The following is a 17875-nucleotide window of genomic DNA, read 5'->3' as shown; positions in this document are numbered from 1 at the left end:
ATTAAATGACAGTATCAATGTATTTTACGTAACTTCCAATAGTTTTATTATTTAAATTAATGACCGCGAATTTTCAAGATCACGCCATCCAAAGAATCCAGATCCTCAAAATCAATCAACATCTGACCGCGACCTTTGCTGCCCATCTTCAAAGTCACTTGGGTTGCTAGCAAATCTGATAACTCTTCTTCTAAACGCGTAATATCACGTGATTTTTCTGCTTTGTCTTTTTGTTTGGCGGGTGTCGCTAATTCTGTCGTCGTCTTAGTAACCAGCTTTTCTGTATCACGTACCGACATGCGTTTTGCTACGACTTGATTCGCCAACTGAATCTGGGTTGCCGCATCGACGGCCAATAAGGCGCGAGCATGGCCCATATCAATATCGCCCGCCATCAGCATGGTTTGTACCGGGCGCGCCAAATTTAACAGACGCAACAGATTTGATACCGCACTACGCGAACGCCCTACTGCATTGGCGGCTTGTTCGTGCGTGAAGGTGAAATCGGAAATCAAACGATGTATGCCCTGCGCTTCTTCCAAAGGATTGAGATCTTCGCGTTGAATGTTTTCGATCAAGGCCATCGCGGCGGCGGCTTGATCATCAACATCTTTCACCAACACCGCGACTTCGGTTAGACCTGCCATCTGCGAGGCACGGAAGCGACGCTCACCAGCAATGATCTCGTACTTGGTCACACCATTCGCCTGACCGATAGGACGCACCAAGATAGGCTGCATTAAGCCTTGAGCTTTGATCGACGCGGCCAGTTCTGCCAATGCGCCCTCGTCCATCCGAGTACGCGGCTGGTATTTACCTGCTTGCATTTGCGTGACCGGCAAACTGGTTGGAGCGCCAACCACGGTCGGTACCGCTTCTGCAAAATCACCAGCACCATCTAATAAAGCGTCTAAGCCACGCCCCAAGCCTTTTTGTTTTTTAGTTGCCATAATTATCTTAAATGTTTACTTCTTATTTTTTATCTAAAGCTTTAATTCTTTCCACCATCTCTGCGCCAAAGGCAATATAGGCTTGCGCGCCTTTGGATGATGGATCAAACACCACGCCAGGGATGCCGTAGGATGGCGCTTCGGCCAAACGTACATTACGTGGGATCACTGTCTTAAAGACTTTATCGCCAAAATGCTGTTCCAACTGATCCGAAACTTGCTGCGACAAAGTCATGCGTGGATCAAACATCACACGCAGCAGACCGACAATTTTCAGATCAGGGTTTAAATTGGCGGACACCTTCTTAATCGTATTCGCCAAATCCGACAAACCTTCCAAAGCATAGTATTCACATTGCATAGGAATAATCACGCCATTCGCCGCGCATAAACCATTCAGAGTCAGCATCGATAAAGCAGGTGGGCAATCGATCAAAATGAAGTCGTAGTCAGCGCCTACTTGGTCTAAGGCTGAGCGTAGACGCTTGTCTCGGTTTTCCAACTCGACCATTTCAACTTCGGCACCGGCGAGTTCGCGGTTCGCAGGAAGGATGTCAAATTTACCAGATTCTGATCTCACCACGGCGGATTTCACATCGGACAGCCCCAGCAACACTTGATAAACAGATAACTCTATTTTCGCCTTATTGACGCCAGCACCCATGGTAGCGTTACCTTGGGGATCTAAATCCACCAGCAAAACCCGCTGGTCAAGCTTCGCCAAACCCGCAGCTAGATTGACCGTTGTAGTGGTTTTTCCTACACCACCTTTTTGATTGGCAACGCAAAAAATTTTAGCCATAGACACTTTTTAGAATAATTGCGGTTAAAAGAAAATCCCGGAACTGCTGTTTCACGTGTAACTTAATTTGCTGAAGCAAGCTTCTTCACATGCACCAGATGTCTTTCTACATCCAGACCTGGCACTTGCAAAGGTTCAATACTTTCGACTTCCCAACCTTCGGGCAGACGTTCAATTTCTTGGGTTGGCGAAACACCCTTCATCGCTAAAAAGCGACCATCCTCGGTCAAGAGATGATGCGACCAATTGATGAAATTATTCAGCTCGGAAAATGCGCGGGACGTAATCACGTCGAATTTGTGCTCGGCTTTCAAAAGCTCGACGCGCCCGGTATGCACGGTGACATTTTTGAGTTTGAGCTCAGCTTTGACTTGCGTCAGGAACGCGGTCTTCTTATTCACGATATCGATCATCGTGACCGAAGCCGTCGGAAAAACGATCGCCAAAACGATACCCGGTAAACCACCGCCAGAACCGACATCGAGAATATTCTTCGCTTGGGTAAAAGCATGTACTGCCGACAAAGAATCGAGCAGATGCTGTTTAACCATATCGTGCGGATCACGGATGGAAGTCAGGTTGTAGACTGAATTCCATTTGATCAATAAAGCCAGGTAGGACAGCATCTTTTCTACCTGATCTTCATTTAAAGGCAGACCTAAGGAGGCAATACCATCTCTCAGCTCATTTCCCAGAGCTTCTTTATCAAAACGACTCATCACTTATTCACCTACCACTTTGACATTCAGTTCTTCATCATTGGCAGGTGCTGCATTGGCAAAACCTTTAAAGCCACGTTTTTTTAAATGCACCAGCAACAGCGACAAAGCCGCTGGCGTCACACCAGAGATACGGCCACACTGCCCTAAAGTTTCTGGTTTTTGTGCATTCAGTTTTTGCTTCACTTCGATTGAGAGGCCATTTACTTCCAGATAATCAAAGTCGTCTGGCATTTTCAAATTCTCGTAATGCGCCTGACGTTCCACCTCTTTAGCCTGACGTCCGATATAGCCTGAATACTTGATTTGAATTTCTATCTGTTCTTTGACTGCCGGATCGGTGACGACTTCACCACCTAAGGATTGCCCCTCTTTACCTTTAAGCGTCATCAAGTGATCATACGTAACCTGCGGACGACGTAATAAATCAGCTAGAGAATACTCACGCTCTAACGCTTTACCCACGACGCGTTCTGCTTCGGCATCTTCAACTATGCGTGGATTGACCCAGGTTGATTTCAATCTTTCCATTTCACGTGAAACAGCTTCACTCTTTTCTTCGAACATTTGCCATTGCTTATCGCTGACACAACCGAGTTGACGACCAATTTCTGTCAGGCGCATATCGGCATTATCTTCGCGCAAACTCAGACGGAATTCGGCACGGCTGGTGAACATGCGGTAGGGTTCTTGCACGCCTTTGGTGACCAAATCATCGACCAACACGCCCAGATAGGCTTCGTCACGACGCGGAACCCAGGCTTCTTTGCCCTGTGTTTGCAAGGCCGCATTCAGACCTGCCAGCATACCTTGCGCTGCGGCTTCTTCATATCCTGTGGTGCCATTGATCTGGCCAGCGAAGAACAAACCTTGGATAGAGCGGGTTTCCAACGAGGTTTTCAAACCGCGCGGATCAAAATAATCGTATTCAATTGCATAGCCGGGACGCAAAATATAGGCATTTTCCATACCACGCATAGAGCGTACTAACTCTAATTGCACATCAAATGGCAGGCTGGTGGAGATGCCATTTGGATAAAATTCATTCGTGGTCAAACCTTCTGGCTCAAGGAAAATCTGATGTGAATCCTTGCCTGAAAAGCGATGAATCTTATCTTCTATCGATGGGCAATAACGTGGGCCAACACCTTCAATCACCCCCGTGTACATCGGGCTACGGTCTAAACCCGCACGGATAATGTCATGCGTTTTTGCATTCGTATGCGTAATCCAGCATGGCATTTGACGTGGGTGCATGGCGACATTGCCCATGACCGAGAACACAGGAATAGGATCCAGATCGCCCGGCTGCTCTTCCATTTGGGAAAAATCGATGCTGCGACCATCAATCCGTGGTGGCGTTCCTGTCTTCAAACGGCCTTGCGGCAAGGCTAATTCTTTCAAGCGACTAGACAAAGAGATCGCAGGTGGATCACCGGCACGGCCAGCTGAATAACTATTTAGGCCAACATGGATCTTCCCATCGAGGAAAGTGCCGGCTGTTAACACCACAGCACGCGCCTTAAATTTCAGTCCAACTTGCGTCACAGCACCGACGACTCTATCACCCTCCACCATCAAATCATCCACGGCTTGCTGGAAAATCCACAGATTTTCTTGATTCTCAAGACGACTACGGATCGCTTGCTTATACAAAATCCGGTCAGCTTGGGCGCGGGTTGCCCGTACTGCAGGGCCTTTAGATGAATTCAAAATGCGGAATTGTATGCCTGCCTCATCGGTCGCAATCGCCATCGCACCACCCATGGCATCGACCTCTTTCACTAGATGTCCTTTGCCAATTCCACCTATCGATGGATTGCAAGACATCTGCCCTAGGGTCTCAATATTATGGGTCAACAATAGCGTTTTTTGGCCCATGCGTGCGGAAGCCAAAGCGGCTTCTGTACCGGCATGACCGCCGCCAACGACGATGACATCGAATTCATTTGGATAAAACATGTGGATAGCTCAAGGAGGAATTGCTTGGTGACGACACGGTAAAACTTATACGAGGCACGATTATAGTTGCTTTTTGCCTCGCAAATACTTAAATCAACCCAGAAAGAATGAAAAAGCCCACAAAACGTTTCACGTGAAACAATCTCAATTTCCGCCAAACAAAGCGAGCAGCACCAAAATAAGACCTACAGCGGTCAAAGCAATATAAATACGCATCGGCCACTTACTTACCGGAACGGGTTTGGCCCGCTTAGAACGCCTACGTTTTTTTGGCTTCTCTGGCTCTGGAAACACCTGCACCAATTTACTACTACGCTTCTCTTTCTTTATTCTAAGCTTAGTGTCCAACTCTAATGAAAGTGGGATATCGATATCATAAACACTCTCAGCCTCCTTCTTTCGCTGCTTCACTGAACGCATGAAATTCGCTCGGGTATCTACTACCAAACCTGAACCACTATGCAAAGGATCTAAGGATGATGAAAAGAACTCATCGGAATTAAGACCCCCAACCTGAGCATCGTCATCGCTTCGCATTTTCACTCCCCGCTCAACGGCGACTTCTCCGGGTATCGCGACAAGAAGATCTTTTCCAATTAAAGCTGCCGCAATTGAATCAAGATCAATCGCACCGTCACCCTCAAAAACAAGTTGCAAATCGACATAACTTAAATCACGATCAACAGCCAGCAAGACAAGCTGTTCAGGCCGACTGAGCTCAAGATTGCGATTGCGAATTTCTGCATCACCTAAATTCGTGCGACGAAATACTTTACTCTTCAACTCGCCCAAAATATTCTCCAAATATTCCATCTCAAACGTTTCACGTGAAACAAATTCACTTTAAAAAAGCATCATAAGAAGTCTTCATCACCAACAAGCTCACTACCAATAGGAATAAACTTCGAACAAATTCACTTCCATATTTAATAGCCATGCGACTTCCTGCAATTGAACCAACTACGCCGCAAACAGCCATGCCTATTCCTAAAAGCCACATTACGTGACCACTAAAGCCGAACCACAGCAAAGCAGCAGCATTACAGGCAACGTTCAATACTTTAGCAGAGGCTGATGCCTGCAAAAAGTCGTACCCAAATACGCGCACAAAAATAAAAATGAAAAAACTGCCGGTACCTGGGCCAAAGAAGCCATCATAAAAACCAATGATGCCGCCAACCAATAACGCTAACAGCAACTCCTTACGCCCAGAATAAAAAGCCTTGGATTGCGCGCCCAAATCCTTTTTCCAAAAAGTGTAAAGCGCTATTGCTACTAAAATAAACGGCAGTGTCTTACGTAAATATGTTGGTGGGATATGCGTAACAGTAATCGCACCAGCAAAAGAAAACATAAACGCAACGACACCAGCCGGGACGATGATGGTCCAAGGCAAGCGCACCGCCTTTACATAATTCATCGCAGCTACTGAGGTTCCCCACACACCAGCGAATTTACTGGTACCAAGCAAACTGGCCGGAGCCGATGTTGGGAAAACCGAAAATAGTGCGGGCAATTGAATCAAGCCACCACCGCCCACTACTGCATCAACAAATCCAGCAAGAAAAGCGGCAATTCCCAATATAAAATAATCAGCCACACCACTCCAATTCGTAGCGAAAATACATTAATAACACAATAAAAAAGCACATCAAATAAGCAACAAGGATATCAAGCTTCATTCACGAAAGCAGGAAAAAATCAACCGTATTGCTCCAAACCAACTGCAAATACAACAGAGTTTTTCTTAAAAGCAAAACTCTGTTGTATCACTCAAACAGAACGGGAACTTTCATTGACACGCTACAACCGAAAATGATTTGATGTCGTCTGCAACTAGGATTCCAAAAAAGTTGCAAACAAAGACACGCAATATAGACGTGCTAAAAGAAAGACAAGCAAGAGGGAAGTAGCAAATCTCACACTTATCAACAAATGGTGCAATTCCTCAAAAAAATCATCATATCCACAAGGAGTACTAAATGATTGAAAAAATCTTATCGCGATCTATGCGATTGATGTTTACAGGTGGTGTCGTCGCGAGTATGGGCGCAATGGCTTTACCTGCAGTAGCACAAGACAAAAAAGTTGAAACGGTCGTGGTGACTGGTACACGTATTACTTCACCAGGTACGACATCAAATAGTCCTATCGGTTCCATTACCGCAGAAGAAATCAAATCTTCACAGCCAGTCGCAGTTGAAGAATTTTTTAAAGGCTTGCCAGCAGCGGTACCCGCTATCGGTCCAGGCACTAACAATGGTTCCGGCGGTGCGGCAACGATTGACTTGCGTGGCTTAGGTTCTAATCGCACTTTGGTTCTCGTGAACGGTCGTCGTATCGTTCCTTACGATTTGAGCGGTACAGTTGATACTAACTCTATTCCTATCGCTTTATTGAGCCGTGTTGACTTGGTAACTGGTGGCGCATCCGTGGTTTACGGTGCAGATGCTGTTTCTGGCGTTGCCAACTTTAACTTAAAAAAGAATTTCCAAGGTTTCGAAGTTAATTCATCTTATGGCACGACCAGCAAGGGTGATGCGCAACGTTACCGTACTGACGTCACCATGGGTGCTAGCCTCGATGATGGTCGTGGCAATGTTGTTTTGAGTTTAGGCCGTACAAAATCGGACCCACTTACTCAAGGAACACGTCCATGGGGTTTAACCGCATTGAGCTCTACCACAGGCCTGCCTGATGGTTCAGGTACAACGGTTCCAGCAGCAATGTCGACAACCAAAGGCACTGGCGGCACAGATGCTTTAGCTGGCACATGGCAAATCGACCCAGCGACGGGCAAATTGGTACAACCAGTCAAGTTGTTTAACTACAACCCGCTAAACTACTACGTAACAGGTTTAGATCGCTCACAAGCAACATCATTAGCTAACTACAAAATTAACGATAATTTTGAAGTTTATGGTGAAATGTTTTACACAGCGAGCAAAGTAGCTTCTACTTTGGCTGAGTCTGGCACGTTCAACAATACCTTTAACGTACCTATCGGCAATCCATTTATTCCAGCAGCTACACGTGATCAATTGTGTCAACGTCGTGGTATCGCTGCGGCAGATTGCGTAGTTGGTAATACAACCATCGTTCCTTTAACAATTGGTCGCCGTATTACTGAATTAGGTCCACGTTTCAATGATTTTGATAACAAGACTTTGCAATACACCTTAGGTACTAAGGGTGAAATTGCTGGTTCTTGGAGCTACGATGCTTATTGGAGTCGTGGAACAGCAGATCAAACTCAGATTCGTAAGAACTGGGGTTCTCTGTCAAAAGTTAAGCAAGCTTTGAATTCTGTCGCCGCTGGTAAGTGCGTTGACGCATCCGGTGGTTGCGTACCTTTGAACGTTTGGGGTGCCGAAGGCTCAATTACAGCAGCACAAGCAGCATTCATCAACCAAAGTGCGATCTTGATGCAAGGCGTTGAACAAGACGTTGCTGCCGCATCTACCACAGGTGATTTAGGCAATATTCGTAGCCCATGGGCAAAGCAACCAATTCAGGTCGCGGTTAGTGCAGAACAACGTAAAGTCACAGCGTACACGAGATCAGATTCTGCTTCTCAAATACAAGGTGAAGTACTCGGTACAGGCGCACCGACACCAGATCGTACTGGTACATTTAAGTTAAAAGAATACGCGGTTGAAGCTTTAGTTCCATTGATCAAAGATTTGCCATTTGTACGTACTTTGAACATGGAATTAGGTTATCGCCAAACAAACTTTGAAACAGCGATAAAGTCACAAGACTACGGTAGCTATAAATACGGTGGCGAATGGGAACCAGTTAAATCAATCCGTTTCCGCGGTATGGTTCAGTTAGCGACACGTGCGCCAAATGTTAATGAACTGTTTGCACCACAAACTACTGGCTTAAGTAATTTGGCTGAAGATCCATGTCAATTGAATTTGATCAACGCTGGTGCTGCTAACACAGCAGGTACCTTGTCTAACTTGTGCCGTTTAACTGGTGTTCCAGCTAGCGTTATCGGCTCATTAGATAAACCATCCGCAGGTCAAATTAATCGCCAAACTGGTGGTAACCCTAACCTCGGACCTGAAGAAGCGAAAACCAAGACTATCGGTTTCGTGATCGAACCATTGCCAAAATTGGCAATCAGTCTCGATTACTACAAAATCGATATCACCAAAGCGATCTCTTCTCCAACCACAACTGACGTATTGAATGGCTGCTATTCAGCGAAATTTAACCCTAGCTTTGCTTTAAACGCGTCTTGTGCTTTGATTTTCCGTAGCACAGCAAATGGTAGTTTCAATGGCACAGACTCAAAAGGTGTAGTCACCACTTTGTCTAACCTCGGCACACAAAGTACTGCTGGTTACGATTTGAGTGTGAAATACCAAATGCCAATGACAGCATTAGGTTTGGACTCTAAGTTTGGTCGTTTGGATTTAGGCTTTGATATGAACAAAACAACGTCATATCATGCTCAACCAACGCCTGCTTCCATTGATCGTAATTGCCTAGGCTATTACTCTGTTGCTTGCGGTGGTCCAACATACAAAAACAAGTTTACTCAACGTACTGCATGGACGTTTGGTGAATTCGTATTTGGCTACAATCTACGCCATGTTTCTGGCGTAGAAGTTGAACCTCTGTCAAACGTCAATACTGCCGGACTTCCGATCTTCTTGCCTGCTTACTCTAAAATCGAGTCATATAACTACCTCGATTTAAGTGCTGTTTGGAATTTCAATAAGCATATTCGTCTGAACCTGAGCGTCACCAATGCAACCAATAAAGTACCTCCTGTTGTCGGTGCAAATATTGGTTCTACAGGTACTAACAGCGGTAACACCTTCCCACAGTACTACGATGCAGTTGGTCGTTATTTCAGTGTAGGTGCAACGATCAAGTTCTAATTTGATTAGTGCTTATTTTTAGTACTTAAGCTTAAGAATGGCGAACTTCGGTTCGCCATTTTTTTCTTCTTTGCATAGTTTTTTTCATAGTTCAATACCACTTCTTTGCATTCTGATAAATCTTTGATTAAGCTAACTGAGCCTGTTTTCCACACACCTCTCAACATGCGTTAGAAAGTCAAAGATACGATGAAATACATCCCCAACATCAGCATAGCCCTGCTTGCAATAGCCTTGTCCGCGTGCAATATCACACCCGCAAAATCAGAAAAAAAGACCGGTTTTATGATCACCGAAGCGCAATTCGAAGCGCTCTTCCCCAAGCGCATACCGTTTTACACTTATGCTGGCTTACAAGAAGCAATCAAGGCTTACCCAGAATTTGGCAATTTCGGCAGTGAAGCAGATAACAAACGTGAGATTGCCGCCTTTCTAGCCAATATCATGCATGAGTCTATCGAGCTGCAAGCGATCAATGAACTGGATAAAAGCGTACACGATCATTATTGCAATGATAAACAAGGCGTGCCCTGCGCACCTGGCAAACAGTATTTTGGTCGCGGGCCAATTCAATTAAGCTGGAATTTTAATTACGCGCTAGCAGGTAAAGCATTAGGTTTGGATCTATTGAACGATCCAGACATGGTGTCGCGTGATCCGGCTGTCGCATGGAAAACGGCGCTATGGTATTGGATGGAAATTAAAGGTTCAGGTCCACTGCCAAGTCACGTCGCTATGAAACAAAACTTGGGATTTGGTGAAACTGTACGCAGCATTAATGGCGCTCTCGAGTGCTCAAAACCTATCGATAATATCGGCTACAAGCAACAACAAATGCGCATAAAGAATTATTTAAAAATAAGCACAATGCTCGGCGTAGAACCAGGTAAATACGAGGCCTGCTGATCGTTAATGTCAATGAAGCAGAATGGTGTGCCATGCGCGCCATTCTTATCGATACGATCAGCTCTTCTCAATCTACCTCACACCATTCACTTCGCGACTGGCATCGTAAACTCCGCCCCCTTCGCAATACTATCTGGCCAGCGCTGCATAATCGATTTATAGCGCGTATAGAAGCGAATACCCTCTTCGCCATAAGCATGCATATCGCCAAACAAAGAACGCTTCCAGCCGCCAAATGAGTGCCATGCCATCGGTACTGGAATCGGCACATTGATACCGACCATACCAACCTGCACCCGACGCGAAAATTCTCGCGCTGTATTGCCATCGGCTGTGTATAACGACACGCCATTTGCAAATTCATGGCGGTTAATCAGATCGAGCGCAGCACTAAAATCCGGCACTCGAACCACACATAAAACCGGACCAAAAATTTCTTCGCTATGAATCCGCATGCCCTCTTGCACGTGATCAAATAATGACCCACCGATAAAATAGCCTTGCTCTTGACCGGCGACTTGCAGGCCACGGCCATCGACTAGCAATTGCGCACCTTGCTCAACACCGCTCGCAATCAAGCTCTCGATCTTCGCCTTATGTGCAGCACTGATTACAGGTCCCATTTCAACATCTTGCGCCATCCCATCACCAATTTTCAAAGCCTCTACGCGTAGCTTTAATTTAGCGACCAAGGCATCCGCAATCTCACCGACCGCCACGGCTACAGAAATCGCCATACAACGTTCCCCCGCCGAGCCATAGGCAGCACCAATCAAGGCATCCACAGCCTGCTCCAAGTTCGCGTCGGGCATCACGACCAAATGATTTTTCGCACCACCTAAAGCTTGTACGCGCTTGCCTAAACGACTGCCTTCTGTATGAATGTATTGCGCAATTGGGGTCGATCCAACAAATGAAATAGCAGCGACATCGGGATGTGCTAACAAAGCATCAACCGCGATCTTGTCACCTTGCACGACATTGAAAACACCATCAGGTAAGCCAGCTTGTTGCAACAATTCTGCAATCAATAACGAGGCAGAAGGGTCGCGCTCCGAAGGTTTAAGTATGAAAGTATTCCCACACGCAATCGCCAGCGGTGCCATCCACATCGGTACCATGAAAGGAAAATTAAATGGCGTGATACCCACAGTCACACCCAAAGATTGACGGATATTCCAGTTATCTATGCCGCCACCGATATTGTCGGAAAATTGGGTTTTCAAAAGCTGCGGTAAACCACAGGCAAACTCCACCACCTCGATACCGCGCGTCACTTCACCCATTGCATCAGAAAAAATCTTGCCATGCTCACGTGTAATCATCGCGGCTAATTTTTCTTGATTTTGTTCAAGCAGCTCTTTGAACTTAAACATCACCCGCGCCCGACGTAAGGGTGCGGTTTCTGACCAAGCTGGCCACGCTGCTTTGGCTGACGCGACCGCTTGATCCACTAACTGTTGATCTGCGAATTCGACTTGCGCGATCTCCAAGCCACTAGCTGGATTAAACACCGGTTGACGACGCGCATCTGGCACTCCTACGACAAGGCCATTGATGTAATGTGAAATGATAGACATGATTACCCTTCTGCTATTCTCTAAAGCAAGCGTCTAGATTATCATGTTGCAGCATCGCGATACCAGCACTCATCGCAGATTCAGATTATTCAACCCTGTTTTCACTTGAAAGTTGTCATGGCACGTTCAACCAAAGCCAGTAATGCCGTACTGCGATTACAACAACGCAGCAACAACGCGCCCTACTCAATGGTGACTACAGCCAACGGGCATTTCTTTCTGGTACTTGGACATGATCCAGACACCCAAGAAAAACTTTGCGCGCCCCTAGAGATCGATGAGTTTGTCCGCTTCGTCAATGGAATGAATAAAGAAGCTCCGCGCAAAGCCAGCAAATTGGATATCGCTTTTGAAGCCAAACTAAAACGCTCTTAAACAAAATCTCACTCAATTACAATCCATCTACCAAGACCAAAAGGACATCAAGCTTATGAAATCTCCACTCTTGATTAGCATCGCCCTCGCTGCAAATGTTTGCCTAATACCTGCACATGCGCAGGAACAAAAGACAGAACAGAAAACCGAACAAAAAACGCAGCAAGAAAGCACAGCAAGTGCCGCCGCAACAAGCGCTAGTACCCCAAGCGCAAGTCAGGAAGTCACAGCACCAGTCGTCGCACCAGTTTTAGAAAAAATCGACACCGTAGTCGGCACAGGCACAGAAGCCGTGACTGGTAAAACTGTGGTCGTCCATTACACCGGCTGGCTACGCGATCCACAAGCAGAAAATCAGCGTGGCAAATCTTTCGATAGTTCGGTAGGTCGTGCGCCGTTTAGCTTCAATCTCGGCGAAGGTCGCGTGATTCGTGGTTGGGAACAAGGCGTGCCTGGTATGAAAGTCGGCGGCAAGCGTACCTTGATGATTCCGTCGACACTGGCCTATGGTTCACGCGGTGCTGGTAAGGGTGTGATTCCACCAGATGCGGATCTGATTTTCGATATCGAATTACTTGATGTGATCAAAATGCCGGAAGTCGAAAAAATCGATAGCAAGTTAGGCAAAGGCGATGAAGCGAAAAGCGGTAACACCGTCACCGTACATTACACCGGTTGGTTGCGCGATCCTAAAGCCAAAGGACAAAAAGGCAAAGAATTTGATAGCTCAGTCAAACGCGAGCCTTTTAGTTTTACCATCAATGGCGGTGAAGTGATTCGTGGTTGGGATCTCGGTGTACAAGGCATGAAAATTGGTGGCAAACGCACCTTAATCATTCCAGCGGCACTCGCCTATGGCGCACGTGAAGTTGGTAATGGTTTGATTCCAGCAAATTCGGATTTAATATTTGAAGTGCGTTTGTTAAAAGTCAGCGCAGCAAAAAAATAAGGTGAATTCAGAATCTAACAAATTGACTTACTTAACTGCCTATCCTGAGCACTTACAAGCCCAGGTTAGGCAATTAATCGTCAGCGATCAATTGGCTTCACATCTGCGTAAAAAGTACCCACAAACACACGCCATACGCACCGACAAAGCGCTCTATCAATATGTGCAGGATTTAAAAAGCGCCTCACTGCGCAATGGCGATCAAATCAGCAAAGTCGTCTACGACAACAAATTGCACGTAATCAAAAATGCCTTGGGCACACATACTTATGTCTCCCGAGTGCAAGGTAGTAAACTCAAAACCAAAAATGAAATTCGCATCGCCAGCTTATTCAAAACGGTGCCCGAAGAATTTCTCAAAATGATCACAGTACACGAGCTTGCCCACTTAAAAGAAAAAGCGCACGATAAAGCTTTTTATCAGCTGTGCTCGTATATGGAACCGAACTACCATCAGTACGAACTTGATTGCCGTCTATATCTAACCCAAATCGATATTTTCGGCGGTGAAGTCTGGAGCAGTTGAGCATCATTTAACTGGAGGTCTAACATGACTTACTTACTCGCACTTGATCAAGGCACTTCCAGTTCCCGTTCTATCCTATTCGATCATCTTGGCAACATCATTACATCAGCGCAACAAGAATTTACCCAGCATTTTCCACTGGCGGGTTGGGTTGAACATGACGCGCAAGAAATTTGGCAAAGCCAACTCGCCACCATTCATCAGGTACTCAAGCAAACTCAGCTTCAAGCACAAGATATCGCCGCGATCGGCATCACCAATCAACGTGAAACGACTGTGGTCTGGCATCGCAAAACAGGCAAACCAATTTGCCGCGCGATCGTCTGGCAAGACCGTCGTACCGCGGATTGGTGCGATGATTTACGGCAGCAAGGCTATGGCAAAACCATACAAGAAAAGACCGGCTTGCTGCTCGACCCGTATTTCTCCGCCACCAAAGTCGCTTGGATACTGCGCCATATTCCCAATGCCAGAGAACTTGCAGAAAACGGTGAGCTGGCATTTGGTACGGTCGATAGTTGGCTAGCTTACCAACTTAGCGAACACAGACTACACGTCACGGATGTCACCAATGCTTCGCGTACCATGCTGTGGAATATACATACACAACAATGGGATGCCGAACTACTCAATCTGTTTGACATCCCACACCAACTCTTACCCGAAGTTCATCCATCTTGCCATCATTTTGGTCATACGCATTTATTCGGTAAACCCATTCCCATTGCCGGCATCGCTGGTGATCAACAATCAGCGTTATTCGGCCAAGCTTGTTTTAACTCAGGTATGGCAAAAAATACTTACGGTACGGGTTGCTTTACGCTCTTACAAACAGGCGGTTTTTGTAGTCAATCACAACATGGCTTAATCACCACCGCAGCCTGCCAAGTTAATCAACACCCACAATATGCTTTAGAAGGCAGCGTCTTCGTCGGTGGCGCAGTGGTGCAATGGCTACGCGATCAGCTACATCTAGCACCGACGGCAAAGGCCATTGGCGAGTTAGCCGCAAGTGTTGAAGATAGCGATGGTGTCGTCTTCGTGCCCGCCTTTACTGGCTTAGGTGCACCCTATTGGGATGCGAACGCACGTGGTGCGATTTTAGGTTTACATCGCGGCAGCAGCGCTGCTCACATCGCCAGAGCTGCGATTGAGGCCATTGCTTTTCAAACTGCTGAATTACTATTTGCGATGCAAAAAGATAGCCCAATACCGATTATTGAATTACGTGTTGATGGTGGCGCTGCAAGTAATGACGCTCTTCTACAATTTCAAGCAGACTTGCTCGGCATTCCCGTGATCCGACCCAAGATCATCGAAACCACCGCTCTGGGCGTTGCCTACCTCGCTGGCCTACAAACAGGAATTTATAGTGCGCCCGAAGAATGCGCCGCGCTATGGCAAGAACAACAGCGTTTTTTACCACAGATTAGCCGGACAGAAGCAGCAAATCGCTTAGAAAATTGGAAGAACGCCGTGAGTCGCTTGCTTTCAACAAATTAACTCAAGCACAATCAGAGACTTCAAATATTAGGATCAAAAATCCAAGGAGTTGCTATGAAAATCCTCAAACGCATGCTAATCGGCTTATTGAGTTTGCTCGTGTTAATTATAGTTCTAGCCTACTTAATGCCTAACCACTATGGCGTCATTCGCAGCATACAAATCCAAGCTAGTCCCGACAAAATTTATCCACTGATCGCAAGTCCAAAAGAATGGAAAAAATGGTCGGTCTGGAATCAACGTGATCCAAAAATGGAAATTCTCTTTTCCGGCCCAGAAACCGGTGCTGGCGCAAGTTGGGATTGGAAAAGCGAAAGCCAAGGCAACGGTGGCATGAAACTGACCAAGGTCGCAGAAAATCAAGTCATCAATTATGAATTGCACTTTGAAGACATGGGAAAACCATCCAAAGGCGCACTCACTTTAGAACCAGAGGGCACATCTACTAAAGTGACGTGGTCTATGGTCGGTAGCAGCGAAGGCAATTTCATGATGAAATTATTTGCGCCATTTATGGATAAAATGGTCGGGCCCGATTTTGAAGATGGCTTGAAGAATTTGAAGGCTGTAGCGGAGAAAAAATAAATACTTCTATTTAGCCTTATAAAAAAGACTTACGTAAATTTGTGCAAATAGTCAGATTAGGGCTTTATCGCGTAGGGTGCGCCATGGGCACCACATACTTTGGCTGCTGCTTCGGTGCGCACGGCGCAACCTACCATCCCCTCCTTTAAAGTACCCTGCAAACGAACACAATAGCGCCAACATCTGTTTTATCTAAGTCCTTTTAAAACTAGTAAAAACCTCATCAAAAAGGGCGGTAAAGTTCTCACTTTACCGCCCTTTTCTCATTCAAACCACTACTTCCAAATCAACTAGTCTGTGCACGCATATTTGAAAACGCAGCCTTCATTTTCTCCGATGCTGGCGCGCCAAACTGGCTGCCTAGCCAAACTGCCGCACAACCAAAGAAGAAACCTGGTACCAATTCATACAAGCCAAACCATTTAAACTCGCCCCATACCAATACCGTCAAGGCACCGACAAACATGCCCGCCAAGGCACCGTTGCGGTTCATCTTAGGCCAAATCAAGGATAACAAGACCACTGGGCCAAATGCAGCACCAAATCCAGCCCACGCGTTACTGACCAAACTCAATACACTGCTAGTTGGATTGGCGGCAATCGAAATCGCAATCACCGCAACCACCAACACCATCATGCGACCAAACCAAACCAATTCAGTTTGTGATGCATTTGGACGGAAGAAAGGTTTGTAGAAATCTTCCGTCAAAGCAGAAGAACAAACCAATAATTGACAAGACAAAGTACTCATCACCGCTGCCAAAATTGCGGATAACAAAATACCGGCAATCCAAGGATTAAACAAAATCTGCGACAAGGAAATAAACACGGTTTCCTTATTTGCCGTCACCGCACCTGCTTGATCAGGATGCATCGCGAAATAAGCGATGCCAAAGAAGCCAACAGAAATCGCACCAAGCAAACACAAAATCATCCAAGTCATACCGATGCGACGCGCATTTTTAATTGTCGCGAAATTTTCAGCCGCCATGAAGCGCGCCAAAATATGCGGCTGTCCCATATAACCCAAACCCCAAGCCAGCAAGGAAATAATGCCTATCAAAGATGTACCGCTAAACAAATCCGTATATTTTGGATTGATATTTTGAATCACTGTAATCGCTTCACTAAAGCCACCAACATGCATGATCACCATCACAGGAGCCAATAACAAAGCAAAAATCATCAAGGTCGCTTGTACAGTATCGGTCCAACTAACCGCTAAGAAACCACCGATAAATACATAAATAATCGTCGCTGCCGCACCAGCCCACAAAGACACGTTATAGCTCATACCAAAGGTTTCTTGGAACAAGCGTGCACCAGCCACCATGCCAGACGCACAGTAAATCGTGAAAAACACCAAAATCACTATCGCGGAAATAATGCGCAACAACTTGCTGGTATCTTCAAAACGATGCGTAAAATAATCCGGCAAAGTCAAAGCATTATTCGTCAATTCGGTATACACACGCAGACGACCTGCGACCAAATGCCAGTTAAACCAAGCACCTAAAGTCAGGCCAATCGCAATCCAACTTTCAGACACACCAGAAAAATACAAAGCACCCGGCAAGCCCATCAGCAACCAGCCGCTCATGTCTGAAGCACCAGCACTCATGGCCGTGACGAAAGCACCAAGGCTGCGACCACCTAAAATATAGTCGGATAAATTATTGGTAAAACGCCAGGCGGCGAATCCAATTGCTAGCATCGCCAGGATATAAATAATGAAGGTGATGCTGGTGGGGTTAGTAAAATCCATCTCCGTATTGCCTTTCTTTTTAAGTGTAATTATTTTATTTGCCTATCCAAACACGAGGATAAGCAAGCCCGCAGTATCGCTCAAGCCTGCTAATCTCACAAGAACAGAAAACGCCAAGTTTGCTAGTTCCATCAGACTAAAATGGTGTCAGGCAGTTCCTGATTTTTTTACACAAAAACCCAAGTAAATACAAAGTCTTATCACGCGCTAGAATTGGCAACTATTGTTCTTCGAAACCCCTAAAAAGTATCTGCTTATTTTGAAAAAGTGATTTAGGTAAATGATTATCTAAAAACTCTCGACCCAAAATCTACCTAAATAACTCCTAAATAGCTTCTATACTCACGTCAATTAATTT

15 protein-coding genes are annotated in these 17875 nt (G+C 45.8%); 7 read left to right on the top strand and 8 right to left on the bottom strand.

Annotation, left to right across the window (positions count from 1 at the left end):
* Positions 1–56: 56 nt before the first annotated feature.
* From H8K33_RS13265 to H8K33_RS13240, 6 genes are all read right to left on the bottom strand, one after another.
* Entirely contained in the window at positions 57–950 is an 894-nt protein-coding gene (locus tag H8K33_RS13265) for a ParB/RepB/Spo0J family partition protein (RefSeq protein WP_186891515.1), read from the bottom strand.
* 22 nt (positions 951–972) lie between these two features.
* Positions 973–1752, bottom strand: a complete 780-nt coding sequence (locus H8K33_RS13260) for a ParA family protein (protein WP_186891514.1) — start codon at positions 1750–1752, stop codon at positions 973–975.
* 62 nt (positions 1753–1814) lie between these two features.
* Positions 1815–2471 carry a 16S rRNA (guanine(527)-N(7))-methyltransferase RsmG gene (gene rsmG / locus H8K33_RS13255; RefSeq protein ID WP_186891513.1) on the bottom strand — a complete coding sequence of 219 codons (657 nt, stop codon included), beginning with the start codon at positions 2469–2471 and terminating at the stop codon, positions 1815–1817.
* 3 nt (positions 2472–2474) lie between these two features.
* Positions 2475–4433 carry a tRNA uridine-5-carboxymethylaminomethyl(34) synthesis enzyme MnmG gene (mnmG, locus tag H8K33_RS13250; RefSeq protein ID WP_186891512.1) on the bottom strand — a complete coding sequence of 653 codons (1959 nt, stop codon included), beginning with the start codon at positions 4431–4433 and terminating at the stop codon, positions 2475–2477.
* 144 nt (positions 4434–4577) lie between these two features.
* On the bottom strand, positions 4578–5246 hold the full coding sequence (locus H8K33_RS13245; protein WP_222613416.1) for a hypothetical protein: 669 nt from the start codon (positions 5244–5246) through the stop codon (positions 4578–4580).
* 25 nt (positions 5247–5271) lie between these two features.
* The gene (locus H8K33_RS13240; RefSeq protein WP_186891510.1) at positions 5272–6033 is read right to left on the bottom strand and encodes a TSUP family transporter; all 762 of its coding nucleotides are present in this window, start codon (positions 6031–6033) and stop codon (positions 5272–5274) included.
* A gap of 382 nt (positions 6034–6415) precedes the next feature.
* Between H8K33_RS13240 and H8K33_RS13235 the strand changes: the two genes are divergently transcribed.
* Both H8K33_RS13235 and H8K33_RS13230 read left to right on the top strand, forming a co-directional pair.
* A complete protein-coding gene (locus tag H8K33_RS13235; RefSeq protein ID WP_186891509.1) occupies positions 6416–9328 on the top strand; it encodes a TonB-dependent receptor domain-containing protein in 2913 nt (970 codons plus the stop codon).
* Positions 9329–9517: 189 nt separating this feature from the next.
* Positions 9518–10234: a chitinase gene (locus H8K33_RS13230; protein WP_186891508.1), complete on the top strand. Its 717-nt coding sequence runs from the start codon at positions 9518–9520 to the stop codon at positions 10232–10234.
* Positions 10235–10320: 86 nt separating this feature from the next.
* On the opposite strand, the gene H8K33_RS13225 is transcribed toward H8K33_RS13230, so the two are convergent.
* A complete protein-coding gene (locus H8K33_RS13225) occupies positions 10321–11814 on the bottom strand; it encodes a CoA-acylating methylmalonate-semialdehyde dehydrogenase (protein ID WP_186891507.1) in 1494 nt (497 codons plus the stop codon).
* Positions 11815–11931: 117 nt separating this feature from the next.
* On the opposite strand from H8K33_RS13225, the gene H8K33_RS13220 reads away from it, so the two are divergent.
* The 5 genes from H8K33_RS13220 to H8K33_RS13200 are packed head-to-tail and all read left to right on the top strand — an operon-like array spanning position 11932 to position 15752.
* On the top strand, positions 11932–12189 hold the full coding sequence (locus H8K33_RS13220) for a hypothetical protein (RefSeq protein ID WP_186891506.1): 258 nt from the start codon (positions 11932–11934) through the stop codon (positions 12187–12189).
* Positions 12190–12244: 55 nt separating this feature from the next.
* Positions 12245–13138, top strand: a complete 894-nt coding sequence (locus tag H8K33_RS20190) for an FKBP-type peptidyl-prolyl cis-trans isomerase (RefSeq protein WP_186891505.1) — start codon at positions 12245–12247, stop codon at positions 13136–13138.
* Between the two features lies 1 nt (position 13139).
* On the top strand, positions 13140–13664 hold the full coding sequence (locus tag H8K33_RS13210; RefSeq protein ID WP_186891504.1) for a YgjP-like metallopeptidase domain-containing protein: 525 nt from the start codon (positions 13140–13142) through the stop codon (positions 13662–13664).
* Positions 13665–13688: 24 nt separating this feature from the next.
* Complete coding sequence (gene glpK, locus H8K33_RS13205) at positions 13689–15167, top strand: glycerol kinase GlpK (RefSeq protein ID WP_186891503.1); 1479 nt, start codon at positions 13689–13691, stop codon at positions 15165–15167.
* A 54-nt stretch (positions 15168–15221) separates the two neighbouring features.
* On the top strand, positions 15222–15752 hold the full coding sequence (locus H8K33_RS13200) for an SRPBCC family protein (protein WP_186891502.1): 531 nt from the start codon (positions 15222–15224) through the stop codon (positions 15750–15752).
* 286 nt (positions 15753–16038) lie between these two features.
* Here H8K33_RS13200 and putP read toward each other — a convergent pair whose 3' ends face one another.
* Positions 16039–17517: a sodium/proline symporter PutP gene (gene putP / locus H8K33_RS13195; protein ID WP_186891501.1), complete on the bottom strand. Its 1479-nt coding sequence runs from the start codon at positions 17515–17517 to the stop codon at positions 16039–16041.
* Positions 17518–17875 lie beyond the last annotated feature (358 nt).

The organism is Affinundibacterium amnicola (assembly GCF_014284275.1).
In the GTDB taxonomy this organism is placed as follows: domain Bacteria; phylum Pseudomonadota; class Gammaproteobacteria; order Burkholderiales; family Burkholderiaceae_D; genus Undibacterium; species Undibacterium amnicola.
The sequence above is the reverse complement of the archived record's forward strand: the minus strand, read 5'-3'. Positions and strand labels throughout refer to the sequence as shown.